The organism is Anaerotruncus massiliensis (ex Togo et al. 2026) (assembly GCF_900199635.1).
GTDB classification, from domain to species: domain Bacteria; phylum Bacillota; class Clostridia; order Oscillospirales; family Ruminococcaceae; genus Anaerotruncus; species Anaerotruncus massiliensis.
Map to the genome: position 1 here is coordinate 1,793,942 of NZ_LT962687.1, position 18,814 is coordinate 1,812,755.

Annotated in this window: 20 protein-coding genes; 5 read left to right on the top strand and 15 right to left on the bottom strand. The window is 63.5% G+C overall.

What is annotated here, in order from left to right:
- Window positions 1-93: 93 nt before the first annotated feature.
- Window positions 94-810, top strand: a complete 717-nt coding sequence (locus C1A13_RS08900) for a hypothetical protein (RefSeq protein WP_101551175.1) — start codon at window positions 94-96, stop codon at window positions 808-810.
- Window positions 811-872: 62 nt separating this feature from the next.
- Here C1A13_RS08900 and C1A13_RS08905 read toward each other — a convergent pair whose 3' ends face one another.
- From C1A13_RS08905 to C1A13_RS08920, 4 genes are read right to left on the bottom strand one after another with little or no spacing between them, the layout of a single operon-like run.
- Window positions 873-1,367, bottom strand: a complete 495-nt coding sequence (locus C1A13_RS08905; RefSeq protein ID WP_101551178.1) for a hypothetical protein — start codon at window positions 1,365-1,367, stop codon at window positions 873-875.
- A 41-nt stretch (window positions 1,368-1,408) separates the two neighbouring features.
- The gene (locus C1A13_RS08910) at window positions 1,409-2,545 is read right to left on the bottom strand and encodes a DUF3810 domain-containing protein (protein WP_101551180.1); all 1,137 of its coding nucleotides are present in this window, start codon (window positions 2,543-2,545) and stop codon (window positions 1,409-1,411) included.
- A complete protein-coding gene (locus tag C1A13_RS08915; protein WP_172439229.1) occupies window positions 2,545-2,880 on the bottom strand; it encodes a Smr/MutS family protein in 336 nt (111 codons plus the stop codon). The genes C1A13_RS08910 and C1A13_RS08915 overlap by 1 nt, the downstream gene beginning before the upstream one ends.
- A 4-nt stretch (window positions 2,881-2,884) precedes the next feature.
- Window positions 2,885-3,853, bottom strand: a complete 969-nt coding sequence (locus tag C1A13_RS08920; RefSeq protein WP_101551184.1) for an aldo/keto reductase — start codon at window positions 3,851-3,853, stop codon at window positions 2,885-2,887.
- 243 nt (window positions 3,854-4,096) lie between these two features.
- Between C1A13_RS08920 and C1A13_RS08925 the strand changes: the two genes are divergently transcribed.
- Window positions 4,097-4,948: an endonuclease/exonuclease/phosphatase family protein gene (locus C1A13_RS08925; protein WP_101551187.1), complete on the top strand. Its 852-nt coding sequence runs from the start codon at window positions 4,097-4,099 to the stop codon at window positions 4,946-4,948.
- 66 nt (window positions 4,949-5,014) lie between these two features.
- Here C1A13_RS08925 and C1A13_RS08930 read toward each other — a convergent pair whose 3' ends face one another.
- The 3 genes from C1A13_RS08930 to spoIVB all read right to left on the bottom strand — a co-directional run bounded on the left by C1A13_RS08930 (window position 5,015) and on the right by spoIVB (window position 7,480).
- A complete protein-coding gene (locus C1A13_RS08930) occupies window positions 5,015-5,182 on the bottom strand; it encodes a DUF1540 domain-containing protein (RefSeq protein WP_101551189.1) in 168 nt (55 codons plus the stop codon).
- Window positions 5,183-5,343: 161 nt separating this feature from the next.
- Window positions 5,344-6,123 (bottom strand): sporulation transcription factor Spo0A, encoded by a 780-nt coding sequence (gene spo0A / locus C1A13_RS08935; RefSeq protein WP_101551191.1) that lies wholly within the window; start codon window positions 6,121-6,123, stop codon window positions 5,344-5,346.
- A 139-nt stretch (window positions 6,124-6,262) separates the two neighbouring features.
- Complete coding sequence (gene spoIVB, locus C1A13_RS08940; protein WP_101551193.1) at window positions 6,263-7,480, bottom strand: SpoIVB peptidase; 1,218 nt, start codon at window positions 7,478-7,480, stop codon at window positions 6,263-6,265.
- A 260-nt stretch (window positions 7,481-7,740) separates the two neighbouring features.
- On the opposite strand from spoIVB, the gene C1A13_RS08945 reads away from it, so the two are divergent.
- A complete protein-coding gene (locus tag C1A13_RS08945; protein ID WP_172439230.1) occupies window positions 7,741-8,082 on the top strand; it encodes an SLOG family protein in 342 nt (113 codons plus the stop codon).
- Window positions 8,083-8,196: 114 nt separating this feature from the next.
- Here the strand turns inward: C1A13_RS08945 and C1A13_RS08950 are convergent, their stop codons facing one another.
- Genes C1A13_RS08950 through C1A13_RS08960 form a run of 3 tightly spaced genes read right to left on the bottom strand, consistent with a single transcriptional unit; the run spans window position 8,197 to window position 12,033 of the window.
- The gene (locus tag C1A13_RS08950) at window positions 8,197-9,405 is read right to left on the bottom strand and encodes a Ger(x)C family spore germination protein (protein ID WP_101551196.1); all 1,209 of its coding nucleotides are present in this window, start codon (window positions 9,403-9,405) and stop codon (window positions 8,197-8,199) included.
- Complete coding sequence (locus C1A13_RS08955; RefSeq protein WP_101551198.1) at window positions 9,402-10,490, bottom strand: GerAB/ArcD/ProY family transporter; 1,089 nt, start codon at window positions 10,488-10,490, stop codon at window positions 9,402-9,404. Before C1A13_RS08955 ends, C1A13_RS08950 begins: the two co-directional genes overlap by 4 nt.
- Window positions 10,480-12,033, bottom strand: coding sequence for a spore germination protein (locus C1A13_RS08960; protein WP_101551200.1), 1,554 nt, complete (start codon window positions 12,031-12,033; stop codon window positions 10,480-10,482). The genes C1A13_RS08955 and C1A13_RS08960 overlap by 11 nt, the downstream gene beginning before the upstream one ends.
- A gap of 121 nt (window positions 12,034-12,154) precedes the next feature.
- On the opposite strand from C1A13_RS08960, the gene C1A13_RS08965 reads away from it, so the two are divergent.
- Window positions 12,155-12,865, top strand: a complete 711-nt coding sequence (locus C1A13_RS08965; RefSeq protein ID WP_242970845.1) for a DUF421 domain-containing protein — start codon at window positions 12,155-12,157, stop codon at window positions 12,863-12,865.
- Window positions 12,862-13,242 carry a DUF4363 family protein gene (locus C1A13_RS08970; RefSeq protein ID WP_101551201.1) on the top strand — a complete coding sequence of 127 codons (381 nt, stop codon included), beginning with the start codon at window positions 12,862-12,864 and terminating at the stop codon, window positions 13,240-13,242. Before C1A13_RS08965 ends, C1A13_RS08970 begins: the two co-directional genes overlap by 4 nt.
- 60 nt (window positions 13,243-13,302) lie before the next feature.
- Here C1A13_RS08970 and nrdR read toward each other — a convergent pair whose 3' ends face one another.
- From nrdR to purB, 5 genes are all read right to left on the bottom strand, one after another.
- Window positions 13,303-13,773, bottom strand: coding sequence for a transcriptional regulator NrdR (gene nrdR / locus C1A13_RS08975; protein ID WP_101551203.1), 471 nt, complete (start codon window positions 13,771-13,773; stop codon window positions 13,303-13,305).
- A gap of 91 nt (window positions 13,774-13,864) precedes the next feature.
- Complete coding sequence (locus C1A13_RS08980; protein ID WP_101551205.1) at window positions 13,865-14,653, bottom strand: sugar phosphate isomerase/epimerase family protein; 789 nt, start codon at window positions 14,651-14,653, stop codon at window positions 13,865-13,867.
- A gap of 120 nt (window positions 14,654-14,773) precedes the next feature.
- A complete protein-coding gene (gene secF, locus C1A13_RS08985; RefSeq protein ID WP_101551207.1) occupies window positions 14,774-15,694 on the bottom strand; it encodes a protein translocase subunit SecF in 921 nt (306 codons plus the stop codon).
- Window positions 15,694-17,052, bottom strand: coding sequence for a preprotein translocase subunit SecD (locus tag C1A13_RS08990; protein ID WP_101551209.1), 1,359 nt, complete (start codon window positions 17,050-17,052; stop codon window positions 15,694-15,696). The genes secF and C1A13_RS08990 overlap by 1 nt, the downstream gene beginning before the upstream one ends.
- 285 nt (window positions 17,053-17,337) lie before the next feature.
- The gene (purB, locus tag C1A13_RS08995) at window positions 17,338-18,771 is read right to left on the bottom strand and encodes an adenylosuccinate lyase (RefSeq protein WP_101551212.1); all 1,434 of its coding nucleotides are present in this window, start codon (window positions 18,769-18,771) and stop codon (window positions 17,338-17,340) included.
- Window positions 18,772-18,814: the final 43 nt, after the last annotated feature.

Consider the following 18,814-nt stretch of genomic DNA (forward strand, 5'->3'; position numbering starts at 1 on the left):
ACCAGCCGCGGAGGACGCGGAGCCGGTTGACCGCGCGCCCGGCGCATGATAGAATAGGTCCAGATAGAAATGACGACGTCAGGAGGCGTTTTAATGAAAAGGTTTTTGACCGGCACGCTCTGCGTGCTTCTGATCCTGTCGCTGGCCCTGTCGGGCTGCGCTTCGCGGGAGGCCTCCCCCGTCCCCGAGGAGGAACCGGCTTCCCAGAGCGAGCCGGAGGAACCCGCCAGCGAACCGGAGGAGCCGGAGCCCCAGTCGTCCGAGCCGGACGAGCAGGAGCCGGAATACCCCCTGCCCGAATTGACCGACGCGGACATGAAGCTCATCAACCAGTCGCTGAACCAGTTCCTCAACTATTTCGGCGGCACGGAGAGCCTCTCCTCCACCTCCGAGCTGGACCCCGACCGCGTGCTCTTCTTCTGTCAGATGGAGGCGTTCCGGATGAAGGACCTGCTCGGCTATTTCTTCGACCAGGACGACAAGGGCAACTACCTCATCCCCGACACGGTGATCGACGATATGGCCCAGCGCCTCTTCGGCATCGAGGGCTTCTCCTTCACCGAGTCCCCCCGCTACGACCCGGACATGCAGACCTACGGCTACACCCTCGGCTATGAGGGGGAGCTGCAAAACTTCGCGACCTCCGAGCCGAAGGGCGCGCCCGACGGCGGCATCGCCTACGACGTCGACTTCTTCGAGGAGGGGGACACCTCCTTCCTGACCCCCGTGCGCGCCTCCCTCTTCACCTTCCGCGTCAACCGCCTCAACGGAATGCCCTTCCTCCAGCTCGTCTCGATCGAAGCGAAATAATCCCGTTTGAAGAAGCCGGCCCCGCTTTCTCGTTTAAGAAAGCGGGGCCGGCTTTGCGATCTTTATTTTGCAACATAACCAAAATCCTTTTCCAGGATCCCCCATTCTCCAAGCCGTTTTTCCTTGTGATATTCTTTCCCATAGACATCATGGAACGAGATCGACACCTCCACTCCGGTCAGAGCGTCCTTAACCGCCTGCCGTATGGATTCACTCTTAGGATTAATGGCAATGAGGACGATTTCCTGCGTAGGCAGGATCGTCCGTCCTTCAATCTCGAGGGAAAAGCCCTCCCACTTCTGCTTGACCTTGGGCATCATCTCGATCAAATTGCCATGGACCTCTTCTCCACGCGTCATCATGGCCTTGTCAATTGTCATCGCGCCCAAACCCAGGTTCCTGATCAAAACCGCAAGATTCCCTTCATGGCATTTTTCCACAATAAAGCATATCGGCAAGATACTGATCCGGTCATGTTTTTTCTGGATATATGCCGTAAAAACGGAAACAAAGAGCGCACAAGCCGCGATAACCACACTGCAAATTTCAACAATCATGAAACCCTCTCCTTGCTACGGCGTCCAAGATGCATTCGCGATCATTCCATTCCGTGCCGCTGCCGGTAATCGGCGAGCAGCAGGTCGACCATCCGGCCGTAGCTCTTGACGCCGTCCGACTGGTTGTTGGCGCGCAGGTAGGTGTTGTTGACCGCAGTGCTGACCTCGGCGACCGGGCCCTCAAACCGCGCCCAGTAGGCGTTGTTCGCCGCGAAGTCGCGCCGCACCCCGTCGGAAAGCAGCGCGTCCACCTGGAAAAAGAGCTCCCTGTCGGCGGCGTAGAGCCGGTTCTCGGCGTGCACCAGCGCGAGCATCACGCCGCTGTAGCGGAATTCGGAAGAATCGCTCTTCCGGCAGGCGAGGTATCCGATGAAGTTCGCCTCGTCCTCCCGCATGAACCCCCGCGTGTGCGCAAGCTCGTGGCACATCGTGGCGGGCACCGAGTAGTCGGGCGCAAGGGTGTTGATGTTCGCCTCAAAGGTGAGCAGGGTGAATTCCCCGGTGATCTGCGCCATCGACATCAGGGTGGAGTTGAGCACCGGCTTGGGGGTGATCGCAAAGGCCGGGAGGACATTGTAATCCTCCTCCAGCCTCGCGAAATCCGCCCGCGCCCGCGCAGCGTTTCCCGAAAAATCCTCTGTGAGCCGCATGACGCCGGATGCGTCCTCGGGCAATCCCTCGCGCAGGGCGTTCGCCTCCAGCGCGAGCTCGCCGCAGAGCGCGGCCAGCTCCTCCGCGGAGGAGTCGCGCACCGCCAGTCCGCTGAACGCGGCGAACTCGGGGCGGTAGTAATTGAGCCCGCAGGTGGTGACGAAGAGGAAAAAGAGGATGCTCAGCCCGTTGACGAGCAGCCACAGCGTCTTCCCGAACCGGGGCGGCTCTCCCCTTCCGCGCAGGAAGCGCGCGAGCCGGAAGATTCCCCGTCCGATCCACAGAAGCGCGGCGGCCAGCAGGACGATCACGCCCATCTCGAAGAGGGAGAAGGGCAGCAGCGAGGTCAGCGCGCCGACGGGGCGCGCGAGCAGCGGATAGAGCCCCTCGGAAAAGAGGCGCTCGGTCCCCCACGGGTCCCGCCTCGCGAGCCAGACGAGCAGAAGCCCGGCCGGCGTCAGAAGCACCGGCCACCAGCGGCGCAGCAGCCCGCGCGGGCGCAGCCGTTCCCGGACGGCGGCGCGCATCAGAGCACCACCAGCGTGACGCCCCGGTTTTCACGGGCGAAATCGCGGTCGCGGGAGAGCTCCGGGCAGAGCGCGAGCGCATTGCGCGCCTGCTGCGAAAAGGGGGAAAATTCCTCCCCCGGGACAAATTCCCGGATTTTGCCCTGCGACTTCATCCGGGCGAGATGGCTATGTACGCCGTCGTGGATCGCGCCGCCCCGGCCGCTGCTTCCGTAGCCGTGGATGAGGCGCACTGCGGCCGCATGCCGCATCCGCGCGTCGGAGAGCCCCAGCTCGAGCCGCCGGAGCGCAATCTCCACCGTGGGCATGCCCGCCTCGAGATTTACCGCCGCCACCATCTCACTGCTCCAGCGCGGCGATGTCCGCCTCGCTGAGGGTGAGGTCGCAGGCGGACATGCTGTCCTCGAGCTGTTCGAGCGTCGAGCAGCCGATCACCGCACTGCCCGGCAGCCTGTTCGAGGTGATATAGCCCAGCAGCACCGCCGCCGGCGACGCGCCGGTGCGCGCGCAGATCTCCCGGAGCGCCGCGAGCCTGCGGCGGTTCTTCGGGCCGTCGTACCGCTCGGCGAACTTGGGCTGGAGCGGCTCGCCCGAAATCATTTTGGAAAAATCCCCGCCCGCCTGCGGCGAAAACGCCATGACGGGGATGCCGAGCGCGAGATAGCCCGCGTACTCCTCCGGGGTCATGCTCACTAGGGTCGGGTCGGGCCACGCGCCCGGCTTCACGTAGGCGACGCCCCACTGGATCTGGGACACCGTAAAGGGCGTTTTCCCGTTCGCGCGGGCGTAGGCGTTCGCCTCCGCGATGCGCGCGCAGGTCCAGTTGGAGGCGCCCAGCGCACGGACCCTGCCCGCCTTCACATGCCGGTCGAGCGCGTCCATGATCTCCGAAACCGGCTTTTCCGGGTCATCTCGGTGGAGGAAGTAGATGTCCACGCTGTCCACCCCCAGCTCGCGCAGGGAGGTTTCCAGGTCGCTGTCGATGCAGGCGCGGTTCACCCGCTTTTGCGACGGGTCCTCCATCACATGGTGCGCGCCCTTGGTGATGAGCACCACCCTGTCGCGCGTCCCGCGTGATTTGAGCCACCGCCCGACGATCGGCTCGCTGTTGGAATAGGACGCGTCGCGGGCCTCCGCGCGCCCGTAGATGCGGGCGGTGTCGATGACGTTGCCGCCCAGCTCGAGGTAGCGGTCCATCAGGGAAAACGCCCGTTCCTCGGGGATGCGCACCCCGAAATAATCGGCCCCGCGCGCGATTTTCGCAAGTTTCAGCGTGCCTCCGGCGGCCTGCACGTCCATGAATTTCATCCGAAGCCCTCCTTGTTCGTCCGCATATTCAGCCCTGCGCGGCAGGGAAATTCTTTATGGACATTATATCGAAATTTTGCCTTTTTTACAAGCGCGTGTCGGGATTTGGCGCTGCCAAAGTCAGGCGGATTCCCTTCCTCATTTTACATGCGCGTGGAAACGGCAGATTTACATCCGACCGCATTGAATTGCTCAAACTAAGGTGTTACAATAAACTACAGAACTTCTGATACAGGTGATAGCATGAACGGCAACGATCTGATCCGCGTGATCTCCTTCAACCTCAAGCGGGACTTCGGCCTCCCGCTGAACCGCTCTCATAAATGGTCGGAACGGCGCGCCCTCGCCGCGCAGTACATCCGCGAGAGCGGCGCGACGATCATCGGCGTGCAGGAGCTGCTCCCAAATATGCGCGAGGACGTCAGCCGCCTGCTCGACGTCGACTACAGCGTCCTCGGCTTCGGCCGCTATTCGGGCATCCGGCCCCAAAGCGACGAGCACAGCGACATCATCATCAAAAACGACAGCGCCAAGGTGAATCTGATCAAGACCTTCTGGCTCTCCAAGGAGCCCGAGCACCTCTCGCGCGCCTATTACGCCATCTTCCCGCGCATCTGCACCGTCGCGGAGATCTACCTCAAGGATCTCGGGCGTTCGATCCGCGTCTTCAACACTCACCTCGACCACATCTGCGGCATCGCCCGCACGCTGGGCATCCGCGTCATCCTCGGCTATATGGAGCGCTTCAACGAGGAGCGCGCGCTACCGACCGTGCTGATGGGCGACTTCAACGCCAAGCCGGGCAGCCGCCCGGTCCGGATGCTCCACAGCCAGCTCGAGGAGTTCCCCGGCATCCACCTCACCGACGTCTACTCCCGCTTCGAGCCTTCGGAGGTCCACAACACCCTCCACAACTTCAGCGGACGGGTGAAGCCGGGCTCCCAGCCGATCGACTACATCTTCGTCTCCGACGAGTTTGAGATCGTCGAGAGCCACGTGGTCACCGACCCGATCGACGGCCGCTACCCGTCCGACCACTACCCGCTCGAGGCCACCCTCCGCCTGCGCGCCGAGGCGCGCACCTGCACCGCATGACCGCGTCCATACCGAAATAAAAAACGTCCGTGGCGATTCGCCGCGGACGTTTTTCACCGGGTTCCTTTACTTGCACTGAAAGGACAGGCAGTCGGTGCACTGATCCATGGTCGGGTTCATCTCGTGGGTGCCGACGCGGATGCGGTCCAGCGCGCAGAAGTTGGAAGTCTCGCAGTGGTTCCGGCACTGGGTGACGGTGCACTCGATGCACTTGTTCGCTTTGCAGTTGTCCATGAAAAAACGCCTCCTTAAATTCTCGCACGTGTTGCAAACGGGGACGTAACCCATCTTGTTACGTCCCGATTAGTATGTCCCGCGCGCGCGAAAATATGAATCGGGCAACTGGAAAAACAAATCCGCCCCGGCCGGACGGCCGGGGCGGATTCGCGGGAAAGTCAGTTTGCGTTTTTCAGACGGAGCCGCAGCTTGTCGGCGATCATCGCGACGAATTCGCTGTTGGTCGGCTTGCCGCGGCCGTTGTGGATCGTATATCCAAAGTAGCTGTTGAGGGTGTCGACGTCTCCGCGGTCCCACGCGACCTCGATCGCGTGGCGGATCGCGCGTTCAACGCGCGAGGCGGTGGTGCCGAACTTTTTGGCGACGGTGGGATAGAGCAGCTTTGTGACCGAGTTGATGATCTCGGGCGTCTGGACCGCCAGCATGATCGACTCCCGGACATAGTGGTAGCCCTTGATGTGCGCCGGGACGCCGATCTGGTGGATGATCTCCGTGACCATGAGTTCGAGGTTCGGTTCCCCGCCGGCAGCGTGTTCCGCGCCCGCGCCGATCGGCGCGGAGGGAACGCCCGCCAGCTTGACAATCCGCTCCACCATCACCTCCGGATCGAACGGCATGAGGAAGAAGTAGCAGGCGCCTGCGGACATCAGTTCGTTTTCCAGCATCTGGTTGCTGAAGGTCGAGGTGACCATGAAGCGCGGCTCGTAGCCGAGCCCCATCTCCTTGACCGAGTTCATGACCCCGATGGCGTCGAGCCTCGGCATGAACACATCCATCAAAACCACCTTGGGACGGGTTTCCCCGATCAGCTGCGCGACGGCCAGTCCGTCTTTGGGCGCGACCACCGTGTCGAATCCGTAGGTTTTCAGGAGAGACGCGCATTTCGCGCAATATTCTCCGCCACCCTCCACGATTAGCACTTTTGTCTGATCCTTCACTTACTAATACGCCTCCATGTCCTCCCGTTTCCCTGATAAGATCTTATCACTTTTTGGAAATTATGACAACCATTTTCCCGTAAGTTTGACGAAGAAATCCGCGCCCGAAATTGTTAAAAGTTTGTTGAATTTCCCGGTGTCATTCCCGCCCTCTTTCGACGGATGACGACATCTTTTCCATGTTTTCCGCAAAAATTCCGTAGCCTCGAGTCGGATCGTTGACGAAAACATGCGTCACAGCGCCCACCAGCTTGCCGTTTTGCAGGATCGGGCTGCCACTCATTCCCTGCACAATCCCGCCGGTTTTTGCCAGAAGCTCTGAATCGACCACGCGGATTACCATATTTTTGGTCGGATTGTTTTCCCCGATACTGACTTTTTCGATGTTTATCGCGTACTCCTTCGGCCCGCTGTCGTCAAGGGTGCAGCGGATGGTCGCCGGGCCCTCGACCACCTCGTAGCGCAGCGCCAGCGGCACCGGCTCGGCCCCCGCGGACGGCTGCCCGCCGGTCCCGAAGATCCCCACCTGCGAGTTGATCAGCAGCTCGCCCGTCCGGGAGCCGGTGAAGCTGCCGCGCAGCTCGCCGGGCGCGCCGCTCTCCCCCTTGTGCACGCCGGTGATGCTCACGTCGACGATCTCGCCCGAGTGCAGCGGCATGATGTTGCCCGTGTCCACGTCGCAGATCGCGTGTCCCAGACCCGCAAACACGTCGCTCGACGGGTTATAATAGGTGAGGGTGCCGATGCCCGCGGACGAGTCGCGCACCCAGATGCCCGCGCGGTAGCTGCCGTCGTCGCTCTTGACCGGCGTCATGCTGCAGGAGAGCTCCTGCCCGCTGCGCTGGAATTCGATGCTGACCGGCTTTCCGCCGCTGGCCGTCACGACCGCTCCGACGTCCTCGTTGGTCTGTACCGCGTGCCCGTCCATCGCGGTGATGATGTCGCCCACCTTGACGCCCGCCTCCTTGGCGGGATTGCGGCTTTCGCCGCCGCAGGGAATGTCGCTCATGCCGACGACGATGACGCCCTCGGTGAACATTTTAATGCCGAACGGCGTGCCGCCCGGGACCACCATCGAGCGGTCGACCACCTGGACCTGGACCTGCTTGATCTCGATGCCGTAAGGGAGCTTGAGGTCCACATTATAACTGTTGCCCGCGGTGGAATAGGCTTCGACGGGCAGGCTGTCGCCCGAGGATTCCGTCGTGATGGGCAGCGTGGAATTGATCGTGAGGGTCTCGCCCGCCGCCACATAATAGTGGTCGGGCAGGACCGCCTGTGTATAGAGCGCGAGCGATTGTACGGCGACGACCGCCAGGCAGAGTGCTCCCGCGACTTTTTGTATCAGCTTTCTCATTGGAATAATCCCCCTGTATTCATCAAATTCAAAAAAGAAATTTCACGCTTTTACTGTTCCACCGGATAATCTGAATATTGCGGGGAATAACTTCAATGATTTTTGGGAGCAAAAAATATTTGAGCCCGAACGCCCGCGCCGCCGCGCGCCCTGATTTTGCCTGCGCACGGTGGTAAAAAGTTCCGGTATCTGCTATACTGGATCTGGGTGGAGCGCCGCCGGTTTTTTTGAAAAAAAGGCAGCGGAAAGGACGGATGGAAATGCGGGTGGCAATCATCGGGTCCCGGGAAATTTACGGATACGGCCTGGACGAGCTCATCTCCCACATCCCGCAGAACGCCTCCGAGCTGGTGAGCGGCGGCGCCGCGGGCGTGGACGCGCTCGCCGAGCAGGCCGCCGGGCGGCTAGGGCTGCCGATCCGCGTCTTCCGGCCCGATTATGATCGGGACGGGCGCTTCGCTCCGCTCGTGCGCAACAGCGAGATCGTCGGGTACGCCGACCTTGTGCTCGCCTTCTGGGACGGCCGGTCGCGCGGCACGGCGGACACCCTGCGCAAATGCGTTGAAACGGGCACGCCCTTCCGGATCATCCACATTCCATAATTCCCAATTTTTCGATAAAATTTTTTTAAAATAGTCATATGACGGTAACAATACATAAAAGTCGAGTCGGCTCTCTGACGAGCGCCGACCCGGCTTTTTCTTCCGCGCAAGCGCTTATCTGTTACCGGCGCCCGTCCGGTCGATCTCGCAGGAGACCGCCACGTTGTACCCGCAGGAGGCGAGCGCCTCCCCCCAGTTCTCCCGGTGCGCCTCGTAGTAAGCGGGGTACCGCTGGCGCATCAGGCGGGAGAGCCCGAGCAGATCGTATCCCCGGCGCAGGGAGGACGCCACCATCTCCTCGATCTCCGCGCGAATTTTGATCTCCTGCAGGGCGGAGGCGTACCGGCGCGTCCGGTCGTCGAAGCCGCCCGAGAGAAGGCGGCTCTCCAGCGCGGTGCTGCGCACCTCCAGCCGGATGTCGAAGACGGGGACCTCCCCCGACATCTCGACGGTGATCTTCGCCTTCTGCCGGTGGGTCACCGCGGCCACCTCGCCGAGCTGGCCGTCCCCCACCGAGAGGACGCACGCCTTCGCGCGGTTCTGGGTCCACTCGAGCCCGCACGCCGCCGCCGGGCTGATGGAGGCTTCCATCCGGTGCCCCACGAAAACCGCGGCCCCGCCGAGCGAGAGCTTTTTTTCAGGCGTCTTCTCCGCCGCCTGCCGCGCCTCGGAGCCCGTCCCGCTTTCCTCAGACGACGCCTCCGAAGACGGCGACCCGCTTTTCGGCGGATCGGGGGCGCTGTAGCGCAGCAGCGTGACCGCGCCCGCGGCGTTCTCGGCGTTCGCCGCGCCCATCAGGTCCTTGAGGCGGCTGGGCGGCGAAAAGCCGCCCTTGCCCGCGCTTTCGAGCACGTCCGCCAGCCCCTCCGCCGAGAGGGCGGGGTCCTTTTCGCCCGCGCGGATGAGCTCCCCCGCCTCTCCCTCCGCCACCGCGACGAGGGTTGCCGGGGATATCTGGTGGTTGGAGTTGAAGAACCCGAGCGGTCCCTCCGCCCCCGCGCGCGCGGCCTCCTGCCCAAACACGATCACCCGGACGCTCCCCAAAAAGAGCTGCCGCCCCTGCGTCGCCGAGGCGCGGGCGAGCAGTTCGGTCATCGTCGCGCCCGTCTCCTCGACCAGCACGGTTTTGGCGTCCTCGGGCGACTGGTTCGCGCCCGCCGCCGCGCCGACCGCCTCGCGCACCTGCATCGTCGCGCGGTAGCCGCCCTCCTCCGCGAGGTCGATGCCGATCGCCTGCACGACTCCCCGCTCGTTGAGCCGCACGCTCGGGACGCACCCGGCCAGCAGAACCAAAATTGCGCAAAGCGCGGCGATCCGTCTCATTGCGCGGCCTCCTTTCCATCCTCCACGGGGCTTTTTGCGCGCGGGAAGCAGAGGGTCACAAGCGGCGCCGCGACCGCCAGCAGCAGAAGCGGCACGCCGCTTTCCCACGCGGAACCGGCCGCCTCCCACAGCGGCGCCGCGGCTACCGCGGCGATTCCCGCCGCCAGGGCGCAGAGCGCGGAAGCCGCGCCCATCCGCACCTTCGGGAAGAGCCGCCGCAGGCAGGTACAGCCGCAGTAAAGCCACGCGGCGGCGCGCAGGAAGGCGGTAATGATCCACACGGTGATGTGCACGAGGTCCATCCGCCCAAAGACCGACAGGTTCGCCACGGCGGCGGCGGTCTGAAGCGGGAAAAGGCGGGTGCCCGCATAGTCCCCGAGCGCCGTCAGAACGAAGAAGCAGAGCACCCACCACACCGCCGCGGTGAGCGCCACCCACCAGAATCCGGTCTTTCCGCTCCCGCCGCGCACCCGCGGGAAGAGCAGCAGGAAAAGCAGGATATCCGCGTTGCCGGCCACGCCGCGAAGCGTCCCCGCGGCAAGCGCGCCGGGATCCAAAAAGGGGTTCGCGAGGTTCGCGAGGTCGACCTCGGGCAGCAGCGCGAAGAGCAGGAGCGCCCCCGCCGCCATCGCCGCCGCGAAAAAGAAGCCGCCCGCGCGGGAAAACGCCTCCAGCCCGAGGGCAGCGGCATAGGCGGCCGCCAGCAGGAAAAGGAGGACGAACACCCACTGCTTTGCATTCTGGTAGACGGTGCTCACGAGGAAAAAGCTGAAGTGCCCGGCCGTCGAAGCGGCCATGTAGACGCAGAAGAGCCCGCAGGCGGCGGTGAGCGCGGCGCCGAACGGCCTGCCGACCCGCCAGAAGGCGGTGAGCATGTCGCTGCCCGCCTTCCGCCGCAGCAGGAAGAAGGGCAGCAGCATCAGCAGCGCGCCGGCCGCCGCGAGCGGCACGGCCGCCAGTACCGCCGGCCCGGAGAGGTTGTTTTCGGAGCGGGAGGTATAGGTGAAGAGGACAAAAAGACGGCAGAGCAGGAGCAGCATGACGAGCTGCGCCGGAGAGATGTCGCGCGGACGGCTACCGGTCATCTGCGGTCCCCTCCCCTCGGATGTCGCTTCCCGCCAGATCCTGCACCCGCAAGTCCTCCTTTGCCAGCGTGCGCCATCCCCAGCGGAAGAGCACGTCCCGCATCGGGTAGAGGGAGAAGGGGGTGGCGGGCGAGGTCGCGGGGACGCCGAGCGGGTTCACGGCGCAGAGGTTGACGATCACGGCGCACAGCGCCAGCACGACGCCGAAGACGCCCGACAGCCCGCCGATCAGGATAAAGGCGAAGCGAAGCACCGTCACCGGCTCGTAGAGGCTCGGCACGACAAATGAGCTGATCGCGGTGACGGCGACGACGATGACCATCGGCGCGCCGATGATGCCCGCGTTGACCGCCGCGTCTCCGATGACGAGCGCGCCGACGATGCTCACCGCGTGGCCGACCGCCTGCGGCATCCGCAGCCCCGCCTCCCGCACGATCTCATAGATGAAAAAGACGGCCAGCGCCTCGAACATCAGCGGGAAGGGGGTCGTCTCCTCACTGACAACGAGGCTCGTCAGGATCGTCGCGGGCAGCAGCTCGGGGTGGAAGGAGCCGACCGCGACATAGAGCCCCGGCAGCAGGATGGAGAGGGCGAAGGCCGCGTATTTGAGCCAGCGGATGAAGGTGGCGAAATAGGGCCGGTGGGAGTAGTCGTCGAGGCTCTGGAAGTTTTCGGCAAAGAGATAGGGCACGATGAGCGCGTAGGGAGTGCCGTCGACGAGCAGGCCGACGCGCCCCTCCGCGACCTTGGCGCAGAGGGTGTCGGGCCGCTCGGTGACGCCCACCCCCGAAAAGAGGGAGAGCGGCTTCGAATCGAGGAAGGGCTGAAGGTAGCCGCTTTCGAGCACCACGTCGATCTTCACCTTGGAGAGGCGGTATTTGACCTCGCGCAGCAGCTCGTCCGACACCGCGCCGCGCAGGTAGACGAGGGTGCAGTCGGTGCGGCTCTTGTCCCCGAAGACGGTCATCTCGAAGATCAGATCGGGAGATTTGAACCGCCGCCGCAGCAGCGACATGTTGGGCCGCAGCATCTCGGAAAATCCCTCGCGGGAGCCGCGCACGTTGGTCTCCCCCGCCGGTTCGCCGACCGAGCGGCCGGAGAAGCCCTGGATGCCGAAGACCGAACCGCCCGCGATCCCGTCGATGAGCAGTACGACAAAGCCGGACATCATGAACCGGAAGAGCTCGCCGAAGGTGTGGATCTCCTTCTGGTCGGGCGCGAGCAGAGACTGGTGGCGCACCCAGTCGAGCACCGAATCGGGGCCGGGCTTTTCGAGTCTCAGGCGGGTGAGCGGCTCCGCGAACATCTCCGAAAAGGTCTGGGTGTTCACCATGCCCTCGCACATCAGCACGGCGCAGGGCACGCCGCACACCTGCACCTCGTGGATGATGAGGTCCCCGGAGTCGGTGAACATCGCGCGCACCCCGATCAGGTTGTCGAGCAGCGCGCTCCCCAGCTTTTTGTCCGCGCCCTCGTCCGGGCGCGGCGGCGCGTAGGCGGGCGGCGGTGCGAACAGCCCCTTCAGATAACGGATGACACCCATTCCCATTCCTCCCGTTTTACAGTTTGATACAGCGTTAGTATTGCCAGCAAAGCGGCGGGAATATCCATTCGCTTTCCGGCCAGACTAAGAGTCAGTAAAATCGATGGAGGTTCGATGGCTTTTGTATATTGTATTCATCCGCGTGCTGATCATCTATGCGCTGATCATTCTGAGCCTTCGGCTGATGGGCAAACGTCAGATCGGCCAGCTCCAGCCCTCCGAGCTGGTCGTCACCATCCTGGTCTCCAACATCGCGACAATGGCGATCGAGGACAGCAACGTGCCGCTGATCGGCGGCATCATCCCCATCCTCACGCTGGTTTCCTTCGACGTTCTCATCTCCGCGATGACCCTGCGCTATAAAAAGATGCGCCGCATCGTCTCGGGTACGCCGCGCGTCATCATCCGCGACGGCAAGATCGACCAGAAGCAGCTCAAGGAGCTGCGCTTCACGATCGACGACATGATGGAGGAGCTGCGCGGCAAGGATATCTTCGACGTGCGCGACGTGGCGTTCGCGATCGTCGAAACGACCGGCTCCCTCTCGGTCTACCCCAAATTCACCGCCCAGCCCGCCACCGCCGGGATGCTCAATCTCCAGGCCCCTCCCGGCGCGGACGCGCCGCCCGTCGTGCTCATCGCGGACGGGGTCGTGATCGACAGCGCGCTTGGCTACTGCAACCTCAAATATGAGTGGCTCGAAAAAACGATCACCGACAACGGCTATACCACACAGGACATCTTCCTGATGACCTGCAACCGCCAGGCCGACTACCTGATCGTGCCCAAAGCACAGCTCAAGCTCAAGGACCGGAAGGAGGATGCGTCATGAAACGGGTCGTCGCAGTCTGCGTCATCATCGCGCTCATCCTCGCGGCGAGCACGGCCGCGCTCATGCACCTGCTGCGCGTGTCGGACGAGATGGAGGCCTCCCTCTCCGCCATTGCGGACGCCATCGACCGGGACGACATGCCGCGGGCCGCGCGGCTCACCGACGAGTTCCACGAGCAGTGGGAGCGCAACGAAACGGTCATGACGCGCTATATCCACCACGACGAGCTCGACACGATCACCGGCATCGTGGCGCGCCTGCCCATGCTCGCGAAATACGGCGAAACCGCCGAATACGCGGCGGAGGTGGCGCGCCTGCGCCACCTGATCTCCCACATCCGCGACGCGGAGATCCCCACGCTGCCGAATATCTTTTAGCGCGGGCACAAAAAAGAGGGCCCATCCGGATTTCCGGATGGGCCCTCTTTTCGTTTCAAATCATTTTCCGTCCCCGTCGCGGGAGCTCAGCAGGGTCTGGAGCTCCTTCATGAACGAGTCGATGTCCTTGAACTGCCGGTAGACCGACGCGAAGCGCACGTAGGCAACCTCGTCGATGCCGCGTAGCTTCTCCATGGCGAGCTCGCCGATCTTGTAGGAGGGGACCTCCTTTTCCAGCGAGTTGCGCAGCGTCATCTCGATGTCCCGCACCGCCTCCTCGAGCACGTCGAGCGGCACCGGGCGCTTTTCGCAGGCGCGCACCATGCCGCCGAGCACCTTGCCCGCGTCGAACTCCTCGCGCGACTTGTCCTTCTTGATGACGATCAGCGGGGTGGTCTCGATGACCTCATAGGTGGTGAACCGCCGCCCGCACTTGATGCACTCGCGGCGGCGGCGGATGCGCTCCGACTCGTCGGTCGGACGGGAATCGATGACTTTGCTTTCGACATATCCACAGTATGGGCACTTCACAGGACCATCTCCCTCATTCTGTTGGGGCGCTTGTTTATACTATCTGTATTACCCGTATCATAACATAAAACGCCCCGCAAAACAAGGAATTTTAACCATTTTCCGCGTGGATCGCCGCAAGAATCCGTGCATAACTGTCATCGAGCTCCCCATACCCGCCGTAGCTGTCGCGGTAAAGCTCGAGCATCACGCCGCCGTCGAAGCCGTACCCGCGCACCCTTCCGAGCAGCGCGGCAAGGTCGAGCTCCCCCGCCCCGAGCGGCAGGCAGTCGCCGCGCGCGCCGTGGTCGCTCACGTGCAGATGGACAAGGCCCTCCCCCATCGCGCCGGCCATCTCGGCGGGCGAATAGCCCGCCCGCACGCACTGCTTGATGTCGAGGACGAACCGCGCGCCGGGGAGATAAGCGCGCATGTCGGTGAAGAAATCGGGGCAGTAGCCCGCGCAGCGCGGGACGTTCTCCTGCGCGACGGTGACCCCCATCCGCCTCCCCGCCTCGCAGAGCTCCGCGAACCGGTCGAAATAAAACCGGCGGGAGCGGGTGGTGTTCCTGCGGTCGCCGTGGAAGACGAAGAGCTTCGCGCCAAGCAGGTTGGCGGCGTGGAAGTACCGCTGGTAGAAGGCGATCCCGTCCGCGAAGCGGCGTCGGTAGTCGGAGAAGAAGAGCAGCGGCTCGAGCCCCGAGGTGAACGGATGCACCGAGAGGATGCGGGTGCCGCCGCCGTCCGCCGTCCGGCGCAGCTCGCGCAGGTAGCCGTCGTCCAGCTCGCTCGGCGCGTTAAAAAAGACCTCCGCCGCCTGCGCGCCCAGGCCCGCGATATAGGAAAGCCCCCGCTCGGTGAGCTCGGGATAGAAACACGCGGTGGATATTCCGGCCAGCATCGGCCTTCCCCCTTCCGCCCCGCGGGGCAGTGACTTTTTCCATGATATGCGCGCCGTCCGCGCGCTGTCAAAATGGAGATGGGCCGCCGGCAGTGCCGGCGGCCCAAGAATGGCCCAGCCTTACTTTTTCGCGAGCTTGTGCTCCTGCCAGAGCGTCCAGAGGGAGCCGGAAATGAACATCGAGGAGAAGAATCCGGCGAACATGCCCACCAGAAGCGGGAAGGAGAAGGTCAGGATCGAGCTGACGTTATAGACGAGCGACATCACGCACACGCAACCGACCGCGATGACGGTCGAAACGGTGGTGTTGATCGAACGGGACATCGACTGGTTGACCGAAATGTTGACCAGGTCCTTGTAGGAGGTCTTGACCGGCAGCAGCCTGCGGTTCTCACGGATGCGGTCGTAGACGATGATCGTGTTGTTGATCGAGTAACCCAGGATGGTCAGCATGACCGCGATGAAGCTGTCGTTGAGCGGGAAGCCGCAGACGACGAACGCGCCGTAGGCGATGATCAAGTCGTGGACGAGCGCGGCCACCGCGATGACGCCCGCCGACCAGCCGTTCATCTTGCGGAACCGGAAGGCGATATAGACGATCATCAGGATGGAGGCCACGGCGACCGCGACCACCGATTTGAGCAGGAAGTCGCGCCCGATCGACGGGTCGACGTTGCTGATGCTGGCGGTCTGGATGTCCGCGCCGGGGAACTTCTCGTTGAGCGCCGTGTTGACCGCGATCTGCTGGTCCGGCGTGACGCCTGACTTGGAGTTGAGGGTAATCACGTAGTTGGTGGCGCCGGTGTTGACGTCGTTCTGCTCGCGCAGCGTGACCTTCTGGCCCAGCGAGTTTTCGATGGAGCTCTGGAACTCGCCCTTGTCGAGGTCGCCGTTAAAGGAGTAAGTGACGATCGTGCCGCCGCTGAACTGGATGTCCAGCTTCACGCCGGGGAAGAAGGAGGCCAGGATGGCGATGACAATCAGGACAATCGAAATTGTGAACCAAATCTTTCTGCGTCCGACAATATCAATCTGTTTCATTATTTGTCACCTCCATACAGCCACGCCTTTTTAAAGGGCTTGAATTTGGAGATCGACTTGAGCATCAGGCGGGAAGCGGTGACGCCCATGATGAAGTTGAAGATGACGCCGACGATCAGCGTATAGCCGAAGGAGTAGATCGCGCCGGTGGCGGAGGCGCCGAACCAGCGGAAGATGGGGCTGAAGATGGTGCCGAAGATCGAGCTCGGCGGTCCGAACGCGCCCATCAGGATGATCGCGACGAGCACCATCGTGATGTTGCCGTCGAAGATGGCCGCGAAGGTGCGCTGGAAGCCCGAATCGATCGCGCCGTCCAGCGTCTTGCCGTTGCGGAGCTCCTCCTTGATGCGCTCGGAGGTGATGACGTTCGCGTCGACGCCCATGCCGATCGAGAGGATGATACCGGCGATGCCCGGCAGGGTGAGCGTAAAGGAGGGGAACGGCGCGAAGAAGCCGGTGAGGCAGGCGATCATGCCCGCCACCTGGCCGACCAGCGCGATCGTGGCGACCACGCCGCTCATGCGGTAGATCAGGATGATGAAGAGCGCGACCAGGATGAAGGCGATCACGCCCGCGGTGACCATCGCGTCACGCGCGCCGAGGCCGAGCGTCGGGGAGATCGAGGAGAAGTTCTCGGTCTCGAGCTTGAAGGGCAGCGCGCCGGCGTTGATCTTTTCAGCGAGGTCCTGCGCGCCCTTGACGTCGAAGCCGCCCGAAATGGTGGCCACGCCGTTGGGGATCTGGGTCTTGACGGTCGCCGAGCTGATGCGGTTCTCGTCCATCCAGATGGAGATCGGCTGCCCGACCAGGCGGCCGGTCGCCTCGGAGAAGAGCTGGGCGCCCTCGGTGTTGAGGTTCAGTTCGACCATCGGCTCGTTGGTCTGGGAGTTGAGGACGGCGCGCGCCGAGGTGACGTGCTTGCCCTCGATGACCACGGGGCCGGTGTACTCGTTGCCCTCGCGGAAGGTCAGCAGCGCGGTTTCACCGAGCTCCTTGACCGCCTGCTCGGGGTTGAAGTCCGACTCGCCCTGCTTCCAGGGGAAACGGACGATGATGCGGTCCTTGCTGTCGTCCACGTAGGTCTCGTAGTCGGTGATGTTCTGGGAGACCATACGGACCTTGATAATGGATTCCGCGGCCGCCATCTCCTCGGGAGAGGCATCATAGTCCGCGGGCGGGGTAAATGTGACGTCCACGCCGCCGCGGATGTCGATGCCCCAGCGGATATCGTCCACACCTTTGATGTAGGTGTGGGTGTTATCCCCGTAGGCGGTCGACACGCCGAAGAACGACAGCGCGGTAAACGCGGCGATCAATATCAGTACGACAAAGAACACCGGTTTTCCAACCTTTTTCATCTGCTTGTCCTCCTTGCAAAACCACAACTGCAAAAACAGCCGGCAGCCGCTGCGCGGCTGCCCGTGGTTTTCCTCTGGCCTCCCCCGGCCGTCCGCACGGCGGCCCGGACAACTTCACGCCGCGCATCCTCCGCGGCCTGAAACTGCCCGCCCCGCCGGGCTTTCCCCCGGGTTTCCGGCCATGCCAAACATCCGCCGGGACGCGCCCGGCCGCAATGCGGCACTTTTTTAATTATATTGGATATGAACGGAAAAGTCAATCGGTTTTTGCCGCGCGGGCGCGGATTATACCGAAAGCTGCGCCCGCTCGCCGAGCAGGGAGCGGTTCGCTTCCAGCACCGGGCTCACCACATCGCGCAGGTATTCCTCCACCTGCTCGGCGCTGCGGCCGGTAAAGCGGGCCGGGTCGAGGATCGCGTCGACCTCTTCCCTCCGGAGCCCGAACGCCGGGTCGGCGCAGACGCGCTCGATCAGGTCGTTGTCGCCGCCCTCCTCCTTGACGTGCCGCGCGGCCGCCATCGAGTGCTCCCGCAGCCGCTCGTGCAGCTCCTGCCGGTCGCCGCCGCGGCGCACCGCGTCCATCATGATGTTTTCGGTCGCCATGAAGGGCAGCTCCTTCATCACCCGCTGGCGCACCACCTTGGGATAGACGACCAGCCCGTCGCAGACGTTGAGCATGATCCCCAAAATCGCGTCGGTGGCGAGGAACGCCTCCGCCACGGCGACCCGCTTGTTGGCGCTGTCGTCGAGGGTGCGCTCGAACCACTGGGTCGCGGCGGTGAACGCCGGGTTGAGGGAGTCGGTCATCACATAGCGCGCGAGCGCGGTGATCCGCTCGCTGCGCATCGGGTTGCGCTTGTAGGGCATCGCCGACGAGCCGATCTGGTGGGCCTCGAACGGCTCCTCCATCTCCTTGAAGTTCTGGAGGATGCGCAGGTCGTTGGAGAACTTGCTCGCGCTCTGGGCGATGCCCGCGAGGACGCCGACCACCATGCTGTCCACCTTGCGCGAGTAGGTCTGCCCCGAGACGGGCACGACCGCGTCAAAGCCCATCTCCCGCGCGATGTCCTCCTCGACCGCCCGGATCTTCGCGCTGTCCCCGTCGAAGAGCTCGACGAAGCTCGCCTGGGTGCCGGTGGTGCCCTTGCTGCCCAGCAGCTTCAGGGAGGCGATGCGGTGCTCGAGCTCCCCGTAGTCGAGCATCAGCTCGTTGAGCCAGAGGGTCGCGCGCTTGCCGACGGTGGTGAGCTGCGCGGGCTGCAAATGGGTGTAGGCGAGCGCGGGCATGTCCTTGTAGCGGTCCGCGAAATCCGCCAGCAGCGAAACGACGTTGAGGAGCTTGCGGCGGATGATCCGCAGGCCCTCCCGCATGACGATCACGTCGGTGTTGTCGCCGACGTAGCAGCTCGTCGCGCCCAGGTGGATGATCCCCTTCGCCGAGGGGCACTGCACCCCGTAGGCGTAGACATGGCTCATCACATCGTGACGGACCTCCTTCTCCCGCGCCTCGGCGACGTCGTAGTTGATGTCGTCCGCGTGGGCCTCCAGCTCGGCGATCTGCGCGTCGGTGATCGGGAGGCCCTGCCTCTGCTCCGCCCTGGCCAGGGCGATCCACAGCTTCCGCCAGGTTTTGAACTTGTGGTCGGCGGAAAAAACGTATTGCATTTCATCGCTCGCGTAACGGGTGCAAAAGGGGCTTTCGTATCTATCGTGGGCCATCTTTGTCCTTCCTCTCCGGTTTCTGATTCCGTCCCTGCCGGGA